Origin of the sequence: Roseburia hominis, from assembly GCA_040702975.1 — a bacterium.
GTDB classification, from domain to species: Bacteria; Bacillota; Clostridia; order Lachnospirales; family Lachnospiraceae; genus Allocoprococcus; species Allocoprococcus hominis_A.
In genome coordinates, this window is the sequence record CP159990.1 from 1415299 (window position 1) to 1434778 (window position 19480).

Annotated in this window: 26 protein-coding genes and 1 pseudogene; 19 read left to right on the forward strand and 8 right to left on the reverse strand. The window is 41.8% G+C overall.

What is annotated here, in order from left to right:
- Window positions 1-10: 10 nt before the first annotated feature.
- A pseudogene (locus ABXS75_06630) lies at window positions 11-256 on the reverse strand (DUF1349 domain-containing protein).
- 34 nt (window positions 257-290) lie between these two features.
- Here ABXS75_06630 and ABXS75_06635 point away from each other — a divergent pair.
- The 9 genes from ABXS75_06635 to ABXS75_06675 all read left to right on the forward strand — a co-directional run bounded on the left by ABXS75_06635 (window position 291) and on the right by ABXS75_06675 (window position 5297).
- Entirely contained in the window at window positions 291-497 is a 207-nt protein-coding gene (locus tag ABXS75_06635; protein ID XCP86466.1) for a DUF2200 family protein, read from the forward strand.
- 342 nt (window positions 498-839) lie between these two features.
- Window positions 840-1295, forward strand: a complete 456-nt coding sequence (locus ABXS75_06640; protein ID XCP86467.1) for a GNAT family N-acetyltransferase — start codon at window positions 840-842, stop codon at window positions 1293-1295.
- A gap of 90 nt (window positions 1296-1385) precedes the next feature.
- The gene (locus ABXS75_06645; GenBank protein ID XCP86468.1) at window positions 1386-2114 is read left to right on the forward strand and encodes a class I SAM-dependent methyltransferase; all 729 of its coding nucleotides are present in this window, start codon (window positions 1386-1388) and stop codon (window positions 2112-2114) included.
- 30 nt (window positions 2115-2144) lie between these two features.
- Window positions 2145-2801 (forward strand): phage head-tail adapter protein, encoded by a 657-nt coding sequence (locus ABXS75_06650; GenBank protein ID XCP86469.1) that lies wholly within the window; start codon window positions 2145-2147, stop codon window positions 2799-2801.
- A 257-nt stretch (window positions 2802-3058) separates the two neighbouring features.
- The gene (locus ABXS75_06655; protein ID XCP86470.1) at window positions 3059-3364 is read left to right on the forward strand and encodes a CD3324 family protein; all 306 of its coding nucleotides are present in this window, start codon (window positions 3059-3061) and stop codon (window positions 3362-3364) included.
- The gene (locus tag ABXS75_06660; protein XCP86471.1) at window positions 3357-3779 is read left to right on the forward strand and encodes an RNHCP domain-containing protein; all 423 of its coding nucleotides are present in this window, start codon (window positions 3357-3359) and stop codon (window positions 3777-3779) included. The genes ABXS75_06655 and ABXS75_06660 overlap by 8 nt, the downstream gene beginning before the upstream one ends.
- A gap of 14 nt (window positions 3780-3793) precedes the next feature.
- Entirely contained in the window at window positions 3794-3988 is a 195-nt protein-coding gene (locus ABXS75_06665) for a hypothetical protein (GenBank protein XCP86472.1), read from the forward strand.
- A 76-nt stretch (window positions 3989-4064) separates the two neighbouring features.
- Window positions 4065-4622 carry a GNAT family N-acetyltransferase gene (locus tag ABXS75_06670; GenBank protein XCP86473.1) on the forward strand — a complete coding sequence of 186 codons (558 nt, stop codon included), beginning with the start codon at window positions 4065-4067 and terminating at the stop codon, window positions 4620-4622.
- Window positions 4623-4682: 60 nt separating this feature from the next.
- Entirely contained in the window at window positions 4683-5297 is a 615-nt protein-coding gene (locus tag ABXS75_06675) for a Type 1 glutamine amidotransferase-like domain-containing protein (protein XCP86474.1), read from the forward strand.
- Window positions 5298-5662: 365 nt separating this feature from the next.
- Here the strand turns inward: ABXS75_06675 and ABXS75_06680 are convergent, their stop codons facing one another.
- On the reverse strand, window positions 5663-6838 hold the full coding sequence (locus ABXS75_06680; protein ID XCP86475.1) for an IS91 family transposase: 1176 nt from the start codon (window positions 6836-6838) through the stop codon (window positions 5663-5665).
- Window positions 6835-7683, reverse strand: a complete 849-nt coding sequence (locus ABXS75_06685) for a site-specific integrase (GenBank protein XCP86476.1) — start codon at window positions 7681-7683, stop codon at window positions 6835-6837. Before ABXS75_06685 ends, ABXS75_06680 begins: the two co-directional genes overlap by 4 nt.
- A 147-nt stretch (window positions 7684-7830) precedes the next feature.
- Between ABXS75_06685 and ABXS75_06690 the strand changes: the two genes are divergently transcribed.
- Window positions 7831-8439, forward strand: coding sequence for a GNAT family N-acetyltransferase (locus tag ABXS75_06690; GenBank protein XCP87100.1), 609 nt, complete (start codon window positions 7831-7833; stop codon window positions 8437-8439).
- A 420-nt stretch (window positions 8440-8859) separates the two neighbouring features.
- Here the strand turns inward: ABXS75_06690 and ABXS75_06695 are convergent, their stop codons facing one another.
- The gene (locus tag ABXS75_06695; protein ID XCP86477.1) at window positions 8860-10155 is read right to left on the reverse strand and encodes an IS110 family transposase; all 1296 of its coding nucleotides are present in this window, start codon (window positions 10153-10155) and stop codon (window positions 8860-8862) included.
- A gap of 385 nt (window positions 10156-10540) precedes the next feature.
- Here ABXS75_06695 and ABXS75_06700 point away from each other — a divergent pair, with 385 nt between their 5' ends.
- The 4 genes from ABXS75_06700 (at window position 10541) to ABXS75_06715 (ending at window position 13201) form a co-directional block, all read left to right on the forward strand.
- The gene (locus ABXS75_06700) at window positions 10541-11461 is read left to right on the forward strand and encodes an alpha/beta hydrolase (GenBank protein XCP86478.1); all 921 of its coding nucleotides are present in this window, start codon (window positions 10541-10543) and stop codon (window positions 11459-11461) included.
- Between the two features lie 32 nt (window positions 11462-11493).
- Entirely contained in the window at window positions 11494-12051 is a 558-nt protein-coding gene (locus tag ABXS75_06705; protein ID XCP86479.1) for a GNAT family N-acetyltransferase, read from the forward strand.
- A gap of 106 nt (window positions 12052-12157) precedes the next feature.
- Window positions 12158-12337, forward strand: a complete 180-nt coding sequence (locus tag ABXS75_06710; protein XCP86480.1) for a hypothetical protein — start codon at window positions 12158-12160, stop codon at window positions 12335-12337.
- Between the two features lie 84 nt (window positions 12338-12421).
- Window positions 12422-13201, forward strand: coding sequence for an EFR1 family ferrodoxin (locus ABXS75_06715; GenBank protein XCP86481.1), 780 nt, complete (start codon window positions 12422-12424; stop codon window positions 13199-13201).
- 349 nt (window positions 13202-13550) lie between these two features.
- On the opposite strand, the gene ABXS75_06720 is transcribed toward ABXS75_06715, so the two are convergent.
- From ABXS75_06720 to ABXS75_06735, 4 genes are all read right to left on the reverse strand, one after another.
- Window positions 13551-13865 carry a DUF6618 family protein gene (locus tag ABXS75_06720; GenBank protein XCP86482.1) on the reverse strand — a complete coding sequence of 105 codons (315 nt, stop codon included), beginning with the start codon at window positions 13863-13865 and terminating at the stop codon, window positions 13551-13553.
- A gap of 19 nt (window positions 13866-13884) precedes the next feature.
- Window positions 13885-14691 (reverse strand): AAA family ATPase, encoded by an 807-nt coding sequence (locus ABXS75_06725; protein XCP86483.1) that lies wholly within the window; start codon window positions 14689-14691, stop codon window positions 13885-13887.
- Window positions 14691-15959, reverse strand: coding sequence for a DDE-type integrase/transposase/recombinase (locus tag ABXS75_06730; GenBank protein ID XCP86484.1), 1269 nt, complete (start codon window positions 15957-15959; stop codon window positions 14691-14693). The genes ABXS75_06725 and ABXS75_06730 overlap by 1 nt, the downstream gene beginning before the upstream one ends.
- Window positions 15960-16048: 89 nt before the next feature.
- Entirely contained in the window at window positions 16049-16834 is a 786-nt protein-coding gene (locus ABXS75_06735) for a DUF6431 domain-containing protein (GenBank protein ID XCP86485.1), read from the reverse strand.
- 76 nt (window positions 16835-16910) lie between these two features.
- Between ABXS75_06735 and ABXS75_06740 the strand changes: the two genes are divergently transcribed.
- From ABXS75_06740 to ABXS75_06760, 5 genes are all read left to right on the forward strand, one after another.
- Entirely contained in the window at window positions 16911-17546 is a 636-nt protein-coding gene (locus tag ABXS75_06740; GenBank protein XCP86486.1) for a flavodoxin family protein, read from the forward strand.
- Window positions 17547-17638: 92 nt separating this feature from the next.
- Window positions 17639-17782 carry a hypothetical protein gene (locus tag ABXS75_06745; protein ID XCP86487.1) on the forward strand — a complete coding sequence of 48 codons (144 nt, stop codon included), beginning with the start codon at window positions 17639-17641 and terminating at the stop codon, window positions 17780-17782.
- Entirely contained in the window at window positions 17766-18239 is a 474-nt protein-coding gene (locus ABXS75_06750) for an LURP-one-related family protein (protein XCP86488.1), read from the forward strand. Before ABXS75_06745 ends, ABXS75_06750 begins: the two co-directional genes overlap by 17 nt.
- Before the next feature lie 49 nt (window positions 18240-18288).
- Window positions 18289-18843 (forward strand): GNAT family protein, encoded by a 555-nt coding sequence (locus tag ABXS75_06755; GenBank protein XCP86489.1) that lies wholly within the window; start codon window positions 18289-18291, stop codon window positions 18841-18843.
- Between the two features lie 57 nt (window positions 18844-18900).
- Window positions 18901-19467 carry a hypothetical protein gene (locus tag ABXS75_06760; GenBank protein XCP86490.1) on the forward strand — a complete coding sequence of 189 codons (567 nt, stop codon included), beginning with the start codon at window positions 18901-18903 and terminating at the stop codon, window positions 19465-19467.
- Window positions 19468-19480: the final 13 nt, after the last annotated feature.

Here is a 19480-nt window from a genome sequence, read left to right on the forward strand (position 1 = left end):
TCAAACTCCCGAGATAAACGACAACACCACACTGATCAAAACGATGTTGACTGGCAAATTCCGTTTTAACAATAAAAGAAAAAAATGGATCGCTGGTTTTCATCTGGAGTACGGGAGCATTGTCATTGCGGAAATGGTAATAGGTTCTTTGCCACAAATCCGTATTCGGCTTTGTGGTAATCTCGATTTTCTCCGGGGAAATCCGGTAGTTTTCCGGTTCTCTTGTCCATTGCAATTTTGTGACATCGAATTTCATTTTGCATTCCTCCAAAGATTTCAAAATTTCATTCATGGTTAAAACCCTTTCAAGAGTATTGGTTGCATTTTTTCTGTTTACAGGTATAATTATATATCACAAGAGTAATAGTGCAAGTACAATATGTGGAATCCGCGTAGAAGAAATCAAAGACCCATTGATGCAGAAGATCAGATATTTGGATAAATTAATTGATGTGTTGGCTAAAGGGAAGCCAATGGATAAAATATTGCGAGTATAATGGCAATATATGAGGTTTCAGTTTCATGAGATGGAAAAATCAAAAGTTGCGAAGGTATTTGTTATGTTGAAAAAAGTAAATCATATTTTGAATATAGTAATTAGTTCACTCATCGGAGTTTTCATTGGACATGCTATATATGTATTCTGGGATTACAAAACACATCCTGATTTGTATGCTATGCTGTCAGCGCCATGGTACACGAGCATTTTAGTTTATCTCAGATTTACGACTGCTCTTTTGGCAGCGGTTATTATTATAAAGCTGATGATTCGGAGGAAGCTAAAGTAGATTCCAGTTTTACAAACTGGAAAATCAAGAGTTACGGAGGGGCTTATTCAAGTGGATTATGAAATAATACGGCTAATAGACAGGCCAGAAATGAAAGAACAGGCTGCACAATGGTTTCATGAAAAATGGGGGATTCCGTTGGAAGCATATATAGAAAGTATGGAAGAGTGTCTAACAAAAAGAGAACCAGTTCCCCAATGGTACATAGCAATGGAGGGAAGTAGAATTATTGGTGGCTTGGGGGTCATTGAAAACGATTTTCATGATAGAAAAGACCTTGCCCCCAATGTTTGTGCAGTTTATACGGAAGAAGACAAACGGTGTAATGGAATCGCTGGTGCTTTATTAAATTATGTATGTGCTGACATGAAAGAAAAAGGAATTGTTACCTTATATCTTATAACAGACCACACCTCTTTTTATGAGCGTTATGGATGGGAGTTTTTATGCACGGTACAGGGCGATGATGAAACTGATATGTCAAGAATGTATATTCACAGAGGTTGATAACTTCTAGCTTTTCGGAGAGTTGGAATCAACAGAAGATTTGAAGTTTTACGAACTGGGAAATCGAAATTTTGGAGGAGGGTACTCTTGATGAATAACATTTATGATAACAAAGAATTTTACGATGCTTATGCACAAATGTCACGGAGCAAAGATGGTTTGAAAGCGGCTGGAGAATGGTATCAACTTCAGGCCCTCTTTCCGCCTTTGGAAGGAAAATCTGTGCTTGACCTTGGTTGTGGCTATGGATGGCACAGCAAATATGCCGCCGACGAAGGGGCGCTATCCGTTTTGGGCTTGGATTTGAGTGAACGCATGATCGGAGAAGCCCGAAAGCGTAACTCTGCGGATAATGTTACTTATAAAGTATGCGGTGTGGAAGAATACGAGTATCCGGAGGCCAGCTATGATTTTGTGATTTCTAATCTGGTGTTGCATTACATCGCAGATTTAGATCCCATTTTTGAAAAAGTGTTCCAAACGCTGAGGCCGGGTGGTATTTTTTTGTTTAATATTGAGCACCCGGTCTTTACAGCCGGCGTCAATGAAGATTGGCTTTATGGTGAAGATGGTACACCCACGGTATGGCCTATAGATAACTATTTTTATCCGGGGGAACGGCAAACCTTGTTTCTGGGGCAGCATGTTACCAAACAACATCATACCTTAACACAAATATTGATGGGTGTGATCCATACCGGATTTATCCTTGAGCACATCGAGGAAGCAAAGCCTTCGAAAGAAATGATGAATATGGCTGGGATGAAAGATGAAATGCGAAGACCTATGATGCTATTGGTCAGGGTAAGGAAGCAGTAAGACAAACTCTAGTTTGAGAGGGAATTGAATATGAATAAGGAATGGTCTGAACTTAATAAAACAATGCAGGCACAAATAAAAAAGAAAGATACTTATAAGATGGGTATTGATACTTTACTTAGTTTACGAAGTCAGTTAATGCAAACCTTAGTATCTTTCAAAGAGGAATTATGCAGAGAAGCTTTTAACTCAATCCCCTTCATAAACGCTGATGGTTATCATAGTAAGACGATTGCTTATTCTATTTGGCATATTTTTCGCATTGAAGATATAGTTGTGCATACAGTGATAAATGAAGATGAACAAGTTTTTTTTGCAGGCAATTATCAAGAGCGTATCAACTCACCCATCATTACAACAGGAAATGAACTCATTAAACAGCAGATTGCAGACTTTTCAAAACAGCTTAATCTGGAAGAATTATATTCATATATTTTTGAAGTACGTGAAAGCACTGAGAAAATGCTTGAACGGTTATCTTATGACGAATTAAAAAGAAAAATACCAGAAGAAAGAAAAGGATACTTAGAATCGTTGAATGTAGTAAACGACAATGAAAAAGCAATTTGGCTGATTGATTATTGGTGTAATAAAGATATTCGTGGACTAATTCAAATGCCGTTTTCAAGACATTGGATTATGCACACAGAAGCCTGTCTGCGTATAAAGAACAAGATACATTCATAAGCAAAAGTTCCAGTTTTACGAATTGGGAAATCATCGAGCTGTTTGACTCGATGATGCCTTTCTCGAAAATAGATATAATTGAAGTTAAGGTTGCGGAAATCTTTGCGTAAATAGTATTATGTAGTTATTATAATTAGAAAGGTTCAAAGAGTGTTTTATGAAGAAATATAAGGCTATTGAGCGATAGCAATGGCTATTGCAAATACAAATTCTATGCTATAGCCATTGCATCCTAAAGAGATTTTAGGAGGGAGCATATGAGCTATGTAAATGCAGATGATGTTTTGCCAGAACATTTGGTAAAGGAAATTCAAAGATATATTGATGGACAGCTTATCTACATTTCAAGAAAAGACGAAAATTCAAAGTCTTGGGGAGAAAAAAGCGGTATCAGAGATAAAATGGCAGAACGTAATCGTGAAATAGTTGAACTTTACTATTCGGGTGAAACTGTTGCTAATTTGTGCGATTTATTTTTCCTTTCGGAAAAAAGAATCCGAGGGATAATACGCAAATATGAAACCTCAACGCAGGAAGAGAACGGAGGATTCAAAGATGAATAGAGAAAATAAGCGTAAATTGTACGAAAAAGGCTATTATAAAACGCATCCATGTAATGAGACCTTTGTCTGTAAGAATTGTGGCAGGATTGTTGTACCGGAAGGAGCAGGAAGCGATCATAGGAATCATTGCCCAAACTGTCTGTACAGTCTGCATGTAGACAATAAGCCAGGCGATAGGGAATCAGATTGTGGCGGACACATGGAACCTGTGTCTGTGTGGGTACGAAAAAATGGTGAGTGGGCGATTATTCATAGATGCAAAATGTGTGGAGCATTAAGTTCCAATCGAGTTGCAGCTGATGATAATCCTATGAAATTGATTTCCATTGCAATGAGACCTATAGGACATCCGCCTTTCCCAATCGAAAGAATTGAGGAAATGACGAGAATGATGGGTGGGGAAGGTAGTCTGTAAGTCACATATGGAAAATGAAGAAAAGAGCGCATTTCACTGTTGAAATGACTCAAGATGCCATTGCCAACCCCACAAAAATAGAGCAAGAGGATGATAAGATATTTATTGTTCGTGCTAAGAAAATTTTTAAAGCGAAATTAGAAGTCAGAGATGATGCCGCCATTTTGATTCATTGGATAGAATACAATAAAGTTCAGTTCTTTGGTTAAAAGGTATTTTGAAGATTTTACACATCCCGGTATTGGGAAAACGGAAGTTGCTGAAATAAAGGAAGGAAAATAGGATATGATAATTGAAACTGAAAGATTGATTTTGCGTCCCTTTACAGAGGATGATGCAGAAGATGTATATGAGTATCTTAAAGAGCCCACAGTTAATTGTTTTGCTTGCATGAAACTAAACTCGCTTAATGAAGCAAAAGAAGAGATGAAAAAACGTGTATGTGAAACAGAGTATTATTTTGCAATTACTCTTAAAGATTCGGGTAAAGTGATTGGTGAGATAGATGCATATCCAGAAACAGGACAACCACACGCTGATGAAAATTCAATCCGTGATACATTTAGTCCATGTTGGATGCTGAATGTTGACTATCAAGGAAAAGGCTATGCCTTTGAAGCAGCACATGCTTTTTTTGATTATTTGTTCAGCAAGAAAGGTGCAAGGCGTATTTATGCATATGTTGAAGATTATAACCTGTCTAGTCAACATCTGTGTGAAAAACTTGGTATGCGCCAAGAGGGCTTGTTTATGGAATTTGTATCATTTGTGGATAACCCAGATGGAACTCCGCACTATGAAAATACTTGTCAGTATGCTGTTTTAAAAAAAGAATGGCATTGATAAATTCTGGTTTTACGAACTGGGAAATCGGTATTTATGTAATCAGAGGTGAGAAGGTCAATGAGAACACTTTTTTTAAGTTCAAGTGGTTTGAATGAAAAGACTACTAAGTTTTTTTGGGAATGTATCGGCAAAGAACCCCAAAATACAAAAGTGATTTTTGTTCCATCTGCTGCAATTGGAAATGATGGCGCAAGAGAAGGCATTATCGTATGCTTGGAGCGACTTATGAGTATGGGGATACCTATAAGTAATATCTTTATATATGATTTAGCACTTCTGCTCTCCGACGGATACAAAAGGACGTATTCAAGTTATGTTGATGACATACCCACACAGATTCGTTTAATGAATGTTGAAGAACTTTCTCAGTATGACATGATTGTTTTTTGCGGTGGAAATGCCTCAGTACTTCTGGGTGAAGTAAACAGAACAGGGTTTTCAAAACCTTTAAAACAAGCAATAGAGAATGGGTTGGTATATCTGGGGATTAGTGCAGGAAGTATGATTGCCGCAGGAAATTTTGCTGATGGATTAGGCTATTTAACAAATCCGCTGATACCGCACGCTGAAATAGGAAATCCTTGTGGGGAAATATCTAACAACGATTCGATAGAATTGTCTGATGGTCAAATTGTATTGATTCAGGGAGAGCGTCAGGAAATTATTTGCTAACTTCCCAATTTTCGGAGGACGATGAAAGATGGAAATGGAATTTTCAAAGGATGACTTATAGATTATGAACCGGTGTAGTAGATTTTGTTCAATCGTTAAGGAAAGAATCGAAGATGGTGCAAACGAAAAAGCAGCCTTGAACTCTTTGATAACTGCCCTTTCGTTTGCATCAATTTCGATTTTTCCTGGTTGAACAAAGCGCATCCGGGCGGCCGCTATATATGGGCTTTCAATTCTGACGCTCTTTGCAAAACAGTATATCGCATGCCTGTGCAGATGGAGAAAAATCCCTTTAAAATCATTTCCAGAGCACCACGAATAAGCCTCCATAGGAAGCTTTTTTGAAAATATTCAGTTGCAGGTGTTTAACATAATAGGTGTGGCTCAGGCCTTGTGTAATACCTGCCAGACGGCAGAGGAATGATGTTTCCACCGCAGGATGAGCATTTGCAGACATCCTTGTTATAGAGCAGTTTGATAATAGCGGGCGCATCAAGATCTTTAAGTCTGGAAATGTATTTCTTACAGCCAAGCAGATTGCGGCATAGTATAATCTTCTTGTTTTTATTCCGAGAAGAAAGCAGGCCGTAATGCCGAATCCGCACAAAACGTTTTGGAGGAACATGCATCAGAAATCTCCGGATGAATTCTTCCCCAGGAAGTGTAAGCTCCTTCCACTGGCCTTGATTTTTGTAATCCTTAACAGTAAACGTAACCGTGGAATCCGTCATACCCTTTATTCGGTAGTTGCTTATGGCAATCCTGTGAGTATATTTGCCAAGATATTTGATAACAGACTCCGCACCACGGAATGGCTTCTTGCAATAAGGAATCCATTCTTTGGCATAGCAGGTGTCCAAAAGTTCCATGAAGGCATAATGATTTTTGTAAGGTTCCGCTGTTCCATGGAACTCCAGCTTTCCATCCGTCCATAGCTGTTTTAGCCCGGCAAGATACTTGCCCCGAAAAACCCTGGAAATGACTTTGACAGGGAGAAAAAAATCCTCACCGTTATCTTTCCAGTGGTTCTTGGCATCCAGCCCTCCGCCTAACACGATGGTGTGGATATGGGGATGGAAATTCATCGCACTTCCCCAAGTGTGGAGAATACAGATATAACCGATGTCTGCCCCAAGGTATTTTTTATCTCTGGCAAGTTCGCTTAAAGTATCTGAAGCTGCATGATACAAGGCATTATAGAGTGACTTCTGGTTGCTGTAAATGACAGGATTTAATTCCTCAGGCACAGTGAAAACCACATGAAAGTATGGGGCGTCCAGTATATCCTCCCTGCGGGCATCTACCCACTTTTCCTTCGGAAACTCCTGACACATGGGACAACACCTGTCCCTGCAGGAATTATAATGGACGGAGATACAGCCGCAGTCCTCGCAAACACTTACATTAACACCAAATGCACCGGTTTTGCAATTCATGATGTGATAAGCTGCTTTTCGCTGTGCCGCAGACAGTTCATGAGTTTTCTCATAGTCAGAATAAAAGCGGTTAAACACATCCTGTATCGTGCAGTTTTCGCTCATGATTCACCGCCTTCCGGAGCATCAAAAGGGCTGCGGATACCAAGAAGAGTTTTGTTGCTTACATGAAGGTATATATCCGTAGAGCGGGGATCAACATGACCAAGAAGGGACTGGATATATTTGATATCCGTTCCACTTTCAAACAGGTGGCTTGCAAAACTATGGCGGCACGCATGGGAAGAAACACGGCGGGTAATACCGGCGCGTCTGGCACTTTCTTTAAAGAACTGGTTGATACTGTTCGGCTCAAGGTATCCACCGGTCCATGAGCTTGGGAAAAGAATGCCTTTCGGACGGCCGCACTGATACCAGTACTCTGTGAGAAGATCCAGATTTCTCCGGGAAAGGATCGTATACCGGTCGATCCTTCCCTTTGTCTCACGGACATGAATGGTCAAGTTGGTACGGGAAATATCATCATAGTGGAGATGGATCACCTCGGATACGCGCAATCCAGAGGAATACATGGTCGCAATGATGGCTTTATGCTTCAGGTTCGTTGTTGCATCAATGATGGCATTTATCTCCTGATGGGTAAGGACTGTTGGAAGATTACGTTCCCGCTTCATTGCAGGAATTTCATCATCGTCCCAGCGTATCTTCAATACTCTTTTGTAGAAGAACTTGATTGCTGAACGATAATGATTATGTGTTTCCGGCGATCTGCCTTCCAGACGTTTCATGGTAAGAAAGGCATCTGCATCCTCGAGTGTGAGGTCAGTAACAGGCTTATTGGTGCAGCGCAGGAAATAGCTGACATCACTGCAATACAGTTGAATGGTCCGTTCTCTAAGGTTGCGTTTTTCCGCAGCTTGGCGGATGGAATTAAAAATATCTTCGTACATTATAAAACCTCCATGAATAAGTAGTTGTTAATAGTGGCAGCTACCTATCAAGGAGGTGCATTGGCATCATAATTCCGATTGCGGAAGACACCAAAAAGTGCTATTGTATTCATAGGCAGTGGGAGTCTCCGTGTTTGATTGTTTTGTGTGGTAACTGAACAATACCGTATTACGGGAGATTTTTCCACTGCTTTTTATTTGTTGTTAAAGAAAAACTGCGCCCCAGCCTTGGCAGGCCATCGCGCAGCGATTTTGTTCAATCGGAATTTGCGGAGGGATGACAGTATGATTGTTCCATATAAACCTAAGCTTGAGGATTTGTGGTTTAGAGAAGAATTTATGAATGATCCAGAAACTATGTCCTATAATATAGCATGGGGTGGGACGATTCCCTTTCCAAAAGAGGAGTGGAGGGATTGGTACGACAGATGGATTGTGCACGATGATGGAAATCAGAGGTACTATCGTTATCTGCTAGATAAAGATCGTAATGAATTTGTTGGAGAAATCGCTTATCATCTTGATTCAGAGAAAAATATTTATCTTGCAAACATTATTATATATTCAAAATATCGCGGCAAAAGCTATGGAAAAAGAGGCTTGAACCTTTTATGTCAGGCTGCAAAGGAAAATGGTTGCATTGAACTTTATGATGACATTGCCGCAGATAACCCTTCTGTTCAATTGTTTCTCAACATGGGTTTTGTTGTCGATTATGCAACAGAAGAAGTTGTTATGATGAAGAAAGTATTATAATGCAACTTCTGATTGAACAAAATCGCTGCGCGATGGCCAGCCAAGGCTGTGGCGCAGTTTTTACTTTAAAATATTAAAAAGCAGTGGCGGCCAAGTCCTAAAAGTAGTATTGTTAATTCACCACAAATAAACAATCAAACAGGATCGACACCACCACTGCCATGAATAGAATACCGCCCCTTTGCGACTGTTGCAAGCAGATTTCGGAATAAGCATGGAAAATTTTCCGGTTATCCAGTATAATCAAGAATAGTAGCCGACGGATAAAAAGTCCATAAGTGCTGGCTATCCGGACGCTCACTTTGTTCAATTAGGTCAAATCGAAAATTATTGAGATTTGATTGTGATGTAAAAAGTGTGAATCCATAACCTGAATTTTGGGCGCACTTCCCCCTTGATGGAAAACAGCTTTTTTAAAGCTTATCCGGTTTGCGCAGCACATTGCTGCTGTATGAGTTTTAAGGTTTCAGGATCAGCTCCTTGCTCTCTCAGGAACTGAAGGGTATTGTCAAGAGTAAGAATAACCGGTTTCTGCTTCGGCGGATTGACTGTGGCTTCGTAGTCATCCGGATGAAAATCTTCGCTGTCTGACAACATGTGGTAAATGCTGGTAAGCATCATCCTTGCAATGGCAATAATGGCTTTTTTCTTGCCGCGCCGTTTGGCGATACGTTGATATTTGATTGCAAAGTATGGTTCTTTTTTGCTTTTGACAGCGGCAAGGGCACACTGGATCAGTAAAGGCTTCAGATATTGTCCAGCTTTTGAACATTTGGTGGATTTCTTTTTGTTGGCACTCTCGTTATTCGCAGGGGTAAGTCCAGCCCATGAACACAGATGCCTGTCGGATTCAAAGACAGACATGTCAGCACCGATTTCTGAAAGGATGAACAAGGCAGAAAGTTCCGTGATTCCCGTAACAGTAGCAATCCGCTTGATATGTGCATCATACTGACGGCTGCGCAGAAAGAGTTCTGCTTCGATTTCATCTATGGATTTGTTGATGAAATCCATGTGTGCCTTTGCGTGTGTCATTTTAAATTTTTGCTCCTCCAGGATGTGATACCCGTGTACGGCGTCCATAACTTCGTCCGGGGAAGCCTTTACCCGGCGGTCAATCAGGGAACGGCATTTTGCCTCATCGAACGGTTCGTCAGAAAGCAGGTAATCCATGATCCGCGTGGCGGACAGGCCAAACGGGTCGGTGAGTACACAGTCAATGCGTATCCGCGAGATCGTCATGCTGTTCTGATAGCGGTTTTTCTCGGCAGTACGCATATAGGAAAGCTTCAGGCGGTAGCGGGAAAGCTCCCGCAAGGCACGTATATCAGCAGGAGGGATAAAAGATGCTTTTACAATATCAAATCGGAACAGGTTAGCGATCCATTTCGCATCACGCTTGTCTGTCTTCTTGCCTTTGATGGCTTTCACATATTTGGGATGTGTGAGGACGACATGCATGTGCGGTTCAAGGATATTAAAAATGGGAATCCAGTATTTACCAGTGGATTCCATACAGACATCGCGGCAGTCCAGTGCGAGAAGCCAGTCGCGCAGGGCGGCGATATCTGAATTGGTGGTGTTAAAGACTTTAGTCTTGTAAGAGGCCGTCAAAGTGACAGGGTCGGAGGTACAGACAGCGGAAACAACCGATTTTTTATGTACGTCAAGGCCGGCACATTTGGGGCGGATCACCTCAAACTGTTGTGAGTCCATAAGGTTCCTCCTTTCGCAAAGGGATGAGAGCATAAAAAGAGGACAGCAGCATTGACTGTCACCCAAGCGAAAAGACTTATCTCAGAACACATGGGTTCTGCCATCTTAAATGATAAGTGTACGGACTCGAAGTCTCAATTGTTTGTGCTTGAAGAGGATGACGGCACAAATAAGTTTTCGGGATAAGATGGTCTTTCGCCACTCACCACACCGTGCTCTGTAGTATACTGATGTCCTCATGGACATTATAGCACGAAACAGGAATAAGAGAAACTATAAACTGGCTGGTGATTCATGTATTGTTTGTGCCGGAAGGCAGGAACGACGTAAGGAGGGCATGCCGCCCGGCATGTTTGGAAGTTAGAAAGAGAAAAATGGCAATATTATGAAATACGAAATAGATAGTGATTTATCAAAGGTTGCAAAGCAGAAAGCACCATCTAATATATACTTATATCCGGTTGTGAATATGGTGATGAAATTGTCTACATGTACGTCAGATGATAAAGTTACCGTTAATAAATATGTAACGCCTGGATATGAGAACGGAAAACTTTCTACTTTTCTTATTGAACCAAGGAAGGCTGGCGGTGTTCTTCCGTGTATTATATTTTATCATGGCGGAGGATTTTTACTAAAAGCGTCAAAGGCACACTATCAGATTGCAAAATGGTACGCGGAAATGGCGAAATGTAAGGTGGTTTTTACAGATTACAGATTATTGCCCCAAAATAAGTACCCTGTTCCTGTTGAAGATTGCTATTGCACCTATAAATGGATACTTAATTATGCCGATATGCTAAAAATCAATAAGGATAAAATAATTGTGGCGGGTGATAGCTCTGGAGGAAACCTTGCCGCTGCGGTTGCGTTGATGTTATGGGATAGAATTCAGATTTCTCCTTTGGGAGCAATGCTAATATATCCTGTCACGGATAGACGTATGATAACGGAATCAATGAAGAAATTCACGGATACGCCTGTTTGGGACGCAAAGTTAACAGAAATGTTTTGGAAGGCATATTTAGGAAATCAAGAGCCTAAACAGATTCAATATGCTTCGCCTATAGAAGCAGAATCATTGGAACATTTTCCGAATACTTATATTGAAGTGGCTGAGTTTGATAGTCTTCGTGATGAGGGAATTGCCTTTGCAAAAAGGTTACGATCAGAAGGTGTTTTTACAGAATTTCATGAAGTGAAAGGTGCGTGTCATGGCTTTGAAGCAGCACTTGAAAGTAGAATTGTAGAAGAATCCATGCAGAGAAGAATTCATTGGATTCAATCTGTTTTGAACAAGGATTAGGAGAATGCGAACCCGAGATTGGAGGAAAAATAATGAATGCAGAGATAGATATACATGATGTTGTCCTGACTACAGAGCGGTTGACACTGCGGCCGTGGCAATTGTCGGATCTGGACGATTTCTATGAATATGCGTCGGTGGACGGTGTGGGTCAGATGGCGGGATGGAAACCGCATGAGAATAGAGAAGAATCGCTTGAAATACTGCACCATTTTATTGACGAAAAGAAGACCTTTGCTCTCGAATATGAGGGCAAAGTAATCGGCTCGCTGGGGATTGAACGATATAATGAAGAGAAATTCCCGGAGTTTTATGATAAGCGTTGCCGTGAAATCGGATATGTATTGTCAAAGGAGTACTGGGGGCGTGGCCTGATGCCGGAGGCTGTGCAGAAGGTCATAGAATATCTTTTTGAAAAGGTAAAGCTGGATGTGATTTTCTGCGGACATTTTTTAAGCAACCATCAATCTGCCCGTGTACAGGAAAAATGCGGATTCCATCACTACGCCTTTGGTAAGTACGAGACAAGAATGGGGACGGTAGAAGACGAAGAGGTGAATGTGATATGGAAAGAAGAATACATGAAATAACGACAGAAACGACTATATGTGACAATGAAGTCGGATATTGCATTTTACAATGAAGATTGTTAAAATGAAACAAACTAATAACTCGGTATTTACGAGGAGTTCTCATATGAATCGTTTTAAAAGATTATTGATACTTGCACTTGCGTTGACTGTCAGCGGAGGATTGGCATATATGTTTGTGCCGAATTTTGAGCCTATTAAGATGATTGTTTTTGCTATTGTAATCCTGATAGGGAGTGAAATCTTTTGCCAAATAGATAAGCTCTTACCTTATAGGAATAAATAGCAACTTCCTATTTTTGTGAGTTGTTGAGCACTCATCAAGAAGGAATTATGGGGATAAACATTCCGCAGTGAGGGGGATAATATTTTGATTTTTTATTTTACCGGAAGTGGAAATTCCATGTGGATTGCTAAAGAATTAGAGGGGAAATTAAATCAAGTAGCAAAGAATATTGCTGCATATAGAGAAGAAACAGAAGTGATAACAAGCGACAAAATCATTGGATTTGTATTTCCGACTTATATGAACGATTTACCTTGGATTGCTAAAGAATTTCTTCTTAAATTAAAGGTCTCTAAAGATGCCTATTGCTTTGCCATTATGACTTCCAATCATGGAAAGAGTGGAAGAGCATTTAGTAGTATGAATCAAGGGCTTGCCGCATCAGGAGCAGTGTTATCAGCAGCATTTAATATACAAATGCCTGGAAATTGCATTCCAAGCACTGAGGAAGAAAATCAGCAACGACTAAAGAACGCTCCTGCGCGTATTGAAGAAGTATGTAGAGCGGTTCAAGAGCGTGCTATTAACTTCCAGATGAACAGCAAAAAGCCATCTATAGATTTTGTGAAAAAATCATATTTATATGGAACACATTCACTAAAGAGTCTGACATTACTAAAAAAATTTTCTTGCACAGAGAATTGTTCCGGCTGCGGGATATGTGCAAAAGTTTGTCCTATGGATAATATAAAAATCACCAGAAAAGGAGCAATTCATGGAAAGAATTGTGCCTCCTGTTATGCGTGTGTGCACTGGTGCCCCCAGCATGCAATTCTACCTGTCATTCCAACCTTAAAGAAACGTAAACAGTATACACACCCGGAAGTTTCAGTGAGAGCTTTAATAGAATCAAAAGACAGATGATAAAATGAGGGGGTGGTGTAATTATTTCTTTGTTTTATTGGCGTGACAATATATTAGGTAAATACAATTCCAGTTTTATGAAATGGGGAATCGGTAGTTGTATGAATCTGGCAAATTAATATTTTTAAAGGAGATAAAGGAAATGAAAGTGTTGGACGGCAAATTGAAGGAGACATAAACGGCGAATTATTTTTCTGATTTTTATCCCGTTGACTGCGCAGTGCAACCTGCAAATGCATTCTTCTATCAAAAACGCGGCACGCTGTTGGCAACAGGGAGACTGCTCTGAAATACAAAGAGCTGTGGAATCCATTGTGGGATCCACAGCCCATGTAAAATTCGTAATCTTTCAAATATTATCAGCCAGGGCAGGCAGATACACCAGGGCGGTGGCCACGGTTACTGCGTCTACCTTCCGCATCAGACTGCGGAGCCTTTCTTCGTTCCAGAAGATATCGGAGAAATCAGATAATTCGCACCCGATATCATGGTTGGGGATGCACAGGTAATTCCCATATTTATGCCGCCCGGCAAGGATGTGGAAGTAAGTCCCTCTCCCGCTGATTTCTGCTTCGTACTGGCCGGGAAGTTTCCGCAGCAGCGTAAGTTTTCCAGTCCAGCATTCTTTCCGTGAACCGTGCCTGAGAATACAGGTGTATTCCATAAACAGTACCCCTCCTTCCTTAGCCGAGGTTCTGGCTGCTGACGGAAGCCAGGATGACCTCTGTATCAATGACCTTCTTTTCCATCTGTGCCCCAAGTGTCAGCGCGTTGGTCATCAGGTTATCAACAAGCCTGGGACTGCCCTGGGAGTGGCTGTGGACAGCACACAGGGCTGCATGGTCAATAATGGAGGAAGCTCCGCCAGCACAGGCGATCTTGTGGAGGACATACTGCCCGACTTCCGAATCGGAGAGCCCGGAGAAGTTATAGTGGACGGTAACACGCTGCCGCAGTGCCTCATGGACGGGCTTTTTGAGCGTATTGTTCAGATGGGGCTCCCCACAGAGTATGAGAGTAAAGCAGTTGAGGGAATCATAGCCGTAATTCATGAGCATCTTGATATCCTCCAGAATGCCGGTAGAGAGATACTGTGCCTCATCGATGGCAAGGAGGAGGGGCTGCTTCTTTTCACGGTAGAGATAGAGGACCTGCTCCTGGATCGCCCGGAACATGCCGGGTTTGCCGCCTTTGGGTTCTATACCAAGCGTAGAACAGAACTGGCGGTAGAACTCCATGACACTGACGGTAGAGAGGCAGAGATACTCCATGTGGTAAAGATTCGGGTTCAGGCTTTTGGCAAAACAGCGCAGTGCGAAGGACTTGCCCATGCCGGGGCGTGCGGTGAACAGCCCGATGCCCCTGGTATCCTTGAGGTAGTCCAGCCGTGAGAGCATCTCCGAGATGTCTTTCGAGAGGAAACGGTCCTTCTCAGAGGCCATCTGTTTGTCAAAAGGGTTGAAGGCCAGCCCATAGTAAGTGCGGAACATCAGCAGGCACCTCCTATCTTTGAATAATCAATAGAAGGGGTGTTGTTACGTTTTGTCCTGCAGTTTTCATTTTTATCTGTCGGCCGGATGGGATAATGCTCCCCCTCATAAAGGATGTAGGCAGAGGACATATCGTCGGGAAGGAAGCGGATCTCAACTTTGGATGAGATGAACTGCATGGGGACGTCATAGGAGACCTTGTCGATGGAGACAGTGGAATCCTTATTCACCTTCCTGTTGATGCGGTTTAAGAAACATTCCTCCAGCCATTCCCTGGACTTTGGCATCTGTATGGCACAGCGCGTCTTCTGGTAACGTTCCATGGGGGTACAGCCGATGCCGGAATGCATGGAAGTATTGTAGGTGCGGATATAGTCCCGCAGGAGGGAATTGAACTGTGCCAGGGACGTGATGGAATCCATGTCCAGCGTATAAAGCCAGGTCTCCTTGAATGTCCTGAACTGGCGTTCGATCTTGGCCTTGCTGGCGCCGTCCCGCACTTTTGTATGAAGGAGGACCGTGCCGATGGAGCCGCAGATCAGGGAGAGCTGTTCATTTGAGTAGCTGCAGCCATTGTCGACATAGAGTTTCGCCGGAATGCCGTGGGAGGCAACTGCGTTTTTTAAAACTTTCTGGAAGTTATAGGCGTTATCGTTATAAAAAAGGCCGCCGCCCACCAGGAAACGCGAGTGGTCATCAATGATCATAATGCAGTAAACCCTCCTGCGCTGCCCGCCTTCCGTGATATAAGGGAGGTAACAGGTATCCGCCTGCCACATTTTCCCAAAGGCATCTTCCTCAAAAGCTTTCCTGTCCCTCATAGATGGATTGCGCGCCGACTTCAGGTCATGCTTTTTCACGAAGCGCTGGACGGCGCAGACGCTGACAGAGGCGGGGATAAAAGCTTCCTCCACAAGATGGCGGTGGATCTGGGTTGCGTTTAAGCGTGGGAAAGCCTCTTTCAGCCGGTAGATCTCTTCAATGGCCGTGTCCGGCAAGGCGCGTGTGGAGCCTTTGTCGGAACGTTCCCGGGGCATGAGCGCGTCAATGCCGCCATTCTGGTAAAGAGAGGCCCACTTGCTGAGGGTCTTGGGGCTGTACTGGAATACAGAGCCGTCAGGCAGGGTGAGGGGTTTTTCCGTTACCCGCTGGTAATAGGCGTTTCTGGACGCATCCGGATAAAGGCCATGGATGACCGGTGCAATGAGTGCGAGCCGGAACTGTGCCATAGCAGATGCGTCTGAAAAGTTTTTGGTGTTGTAATGCATAAAAAAATCCTCCTTTACTGTTTTCTATCAGCATATAGGAAGAACAGCCTGGAGACCATCCCTGTGTTATGTGGTGTCTGGGAAACGGTTCAGGGGCCGAACTGCTGTTGGCAGTAAGCCGCCGGATTTCTGTGGGACTGGAGGAAGGAGACAGAGAAGCGGCGGACAAAACCGGATGCAAAGCCGGAATAAGCGGGCATCCGAAAAAGGCCTTTCAGGAAAGAGAGGCCGGAGGACTCCCTGGAAGAGAGAAGGCCCAGCCACTCTTCCTTCTGCTTTTTGAACAGGGAAAGCCAATGGTAGAGCTGGTTTTGGTTAATACAGAAGCGTGCGCAGATTTTTTCTACGGAAGCAAGCCGAAGGAAATATTCCGCCAGGACACGGAGGATAAAGAAAAGGCCGTAGGAGGAATAAGGGATGATGAAATCCGGAAGGATGGCATGGGTATGGCCGCAGGAACAGACAAGGCGCAGGATACAGAGGCTGTGCCAGACAGGCTTTCCACCAACGAAATCAGCCAGGGAACGTTCATAATAGGCATGGACGGAACAAGCTCCCTTTGCCCCACAACAGGGGCAGGTCTGTAGTTCAGGCCGGAAACCGTCCATGAAGGAGTCAAAAAGCTTTTTTGATGAAGATTTTATACGAATTAACTTGCAAAACAGGGAATTATTTCTTATCATAATAAATGTCAGTGATGCCAAAGCCTCATGAGTGGGACATGATCCCGTATATGGCAGGTATGCTGGTGTATGAGAGAAAGAACGAACTGTAGGAGGGGCTGTTCTTTCTCTTTTTTGTTCCATAAAAACTATACTGGAATAGAGCAGGATGGTCAAGATAAAAGTGTGCTGTTTTTTACTGCACGCTGACATAGATAATAATTAAATGTTGAGATTTTAATTTGCTGTATTTGTGCAGGAGACAGGAACTTTAATTTGCTGGCTGACAATGAAAGTAATAGCGATAAATGGAAGTCCCAGGAAAAGATGGAATACAGCCCAACTATTGCAGCAGGCACTCAAAGGGGCAGAATCAGTTGGAGCAGAAACGGAATTTATTAATTTGTACGATTTGAAATATCGGGGCTGCGTTAGTTGTTTTGGATGCAAACGCAAAGATGCTGTTCCGTGTAAATGTTATATGAAAGATGATTTAACTTCCGCACTTGAAAAGGTGCATAATGCAGACGCTCTTTTATTGGGGAGTCCGATTTACTTTGGTGACATTACTGGGCAGATGCGTTGTTTCCTGGAACGTCTGTCCTTCCCTGCCATGACCTACGATGATTATGGAAAACAGCTTTATAACGGACAAATAAATGTTGCATTTTTCTTTACTATGAATGTTGGTGATGAATATGCGGAAATGTATAAGTCGGTTTTTGAGAACAACACTAATTTATTAAAAAAATTTGGCGGAATGACGGAATATTATCTGGCTACAGATACACTTCAATTTGATGATTATTCTAAATTCCAAACGGGACAGTTTGATGAAAATGCTAAACGTCAACGTCATGAGGAGCAGTTTCCGAAGGATTTAGAGAATGCATTTGAGATTGGTAAGCGATTAGTGAGCAAATAAACAGCTTCCGGCTTTTCGGAGAGTTGGAAGCAACAGAAGATTAGATGTTTCACGAACTGGAAAATCGGAATTGGAAAAGGAGATAAACGGACATGAAAAAGAAAAACAGCTATATAGAGAATATTTACCGTGTTAATTTAGGAGTACGCAGAGATACCTTTATAAAAATGTTTGGCCATTTACCCAAACGGCCATGGGACAACAGAAGGAGTGATAAGTGTGAAACTGTTATTTAAACAAAGGTTTTTTTCGTGGTTTGACAGCTACGATATTTATAACGAGGCTGGCGAAACCGTCTATGTCGTAAGAGGTCAGCTTTCTTGGGGACACTGTCTTAAGATCTTTGATACAAACGGTTATGAGATTGGAACGGTTAAAGAGCGCGTCTTTACCTTCCTGCCGAAGTTTGAGATGTATATGGGCCAGCAGTATATCGGCTGCATCAGCAAGGAGTTCTCTTTATTCAAACCCCAATACAATATTGACTGCAACGGCTGGCATATTGAAGGTAATTTTTTTGAGTGGGATTATAGTATCATCGGCGCAAACGGGCAACCGGTAGCCACTGTGTCAAAGGAATTGTTTAATTGGACAGATACCTATACAATCAATGTTTATAATCCGCAGGATGCCATTTATGCGCTTATGTTGGTGCTTGCAATCGATGCCGAAAAATGTTCAAGGAATGATTGAGATGCCGAAGTATGAGATAAACATTGATTTATGGAGGTAAGCAGTTACCATGTATATTAATACCATGATTATAAAAGATAAAAAAGATAGGGAGATAATTCTTAGAACTGCTGAGGAAAATGATGCTGAGAAGTTAATAGATTATTTAAAAATTACAGCAGCCGAAACACCATTTTTGATTCGTGAACCTGATGAAATAACATTGTCAATAAAACAAGAACAAGACTTTATAAGGACTAAAAAGGATAGCGAGAATGAATTATTACTGATTGCTGAAATCGGAGGCAGACATATAGGGAATTGTTCTCTAATGAGTATTGGAGGATATAAAAGATATAGGCATAGATGTGATATTGCGATTGCGCTATATAAAGAATATTGCGGCTTAGGAATTGGAAAAGCAATGTTGGAAACTGTTTTAGATATTGCTGAAAAGGCTGGATATGAACAGGCGGAACTTGAGGTGATTGTGGATAATAAACCTGCGATAGCTTTATATGAGAAACTTGGATTTAAAATATATGGAACCTTTCCAGATAACATGAAGTATGAAGATGGTTCATATGTTGATGCGTATTGGATGATGAAAAAGCTTGGAATTTAAATCAAATAATTCACGTTTCACGTATTGGAAAAATCGAAATTTAAGGGGGAAACCGCTATGATATTATATCATGGAAGTAACACCGGAAATATTAAAGTATTAAAACCCAATCAAGCTGACCATGACCGGCCATATGTATATATGACCACAATGGATGTGGTTGCCGCATTCTATTTATGTAACGCCGTAGAAAGGCCCTATTATTGGTTTCCTTATGGTTTTGAAGGCGGCAGTGATATACCAGTCTACCATGAACTGTACCCGAATGCGCTAAAAGAAGTATCGGAAGGTGTCAGCGGATATATCTACGAAGTCTTTGTAGAAGAAAGTCAAGTCATTCCATTCAAAAATATTCCATGTGCAAGACTGGCGACAGAACCTGTTGAAGTAACAAACTGTGTCTGGGTAGAAAATGCGTATGCTCTATTTATGGAATATGTGAAGCAGGGCAAAATGAAGGTAAGTCGTTTTGAGGATAAATCAAAGCAGCAGCTGGAATGGTGGTATTCTTGCTGTATCGAATATTTAAAGGAAAAACATATGATAGAAACCCCTGATTGCTCCTATGCTTCTTTTATAAAATCAAAAATACCACAAGTATGGGAAAGATATGTTGCCAAATAGAAATCCCAGTTTT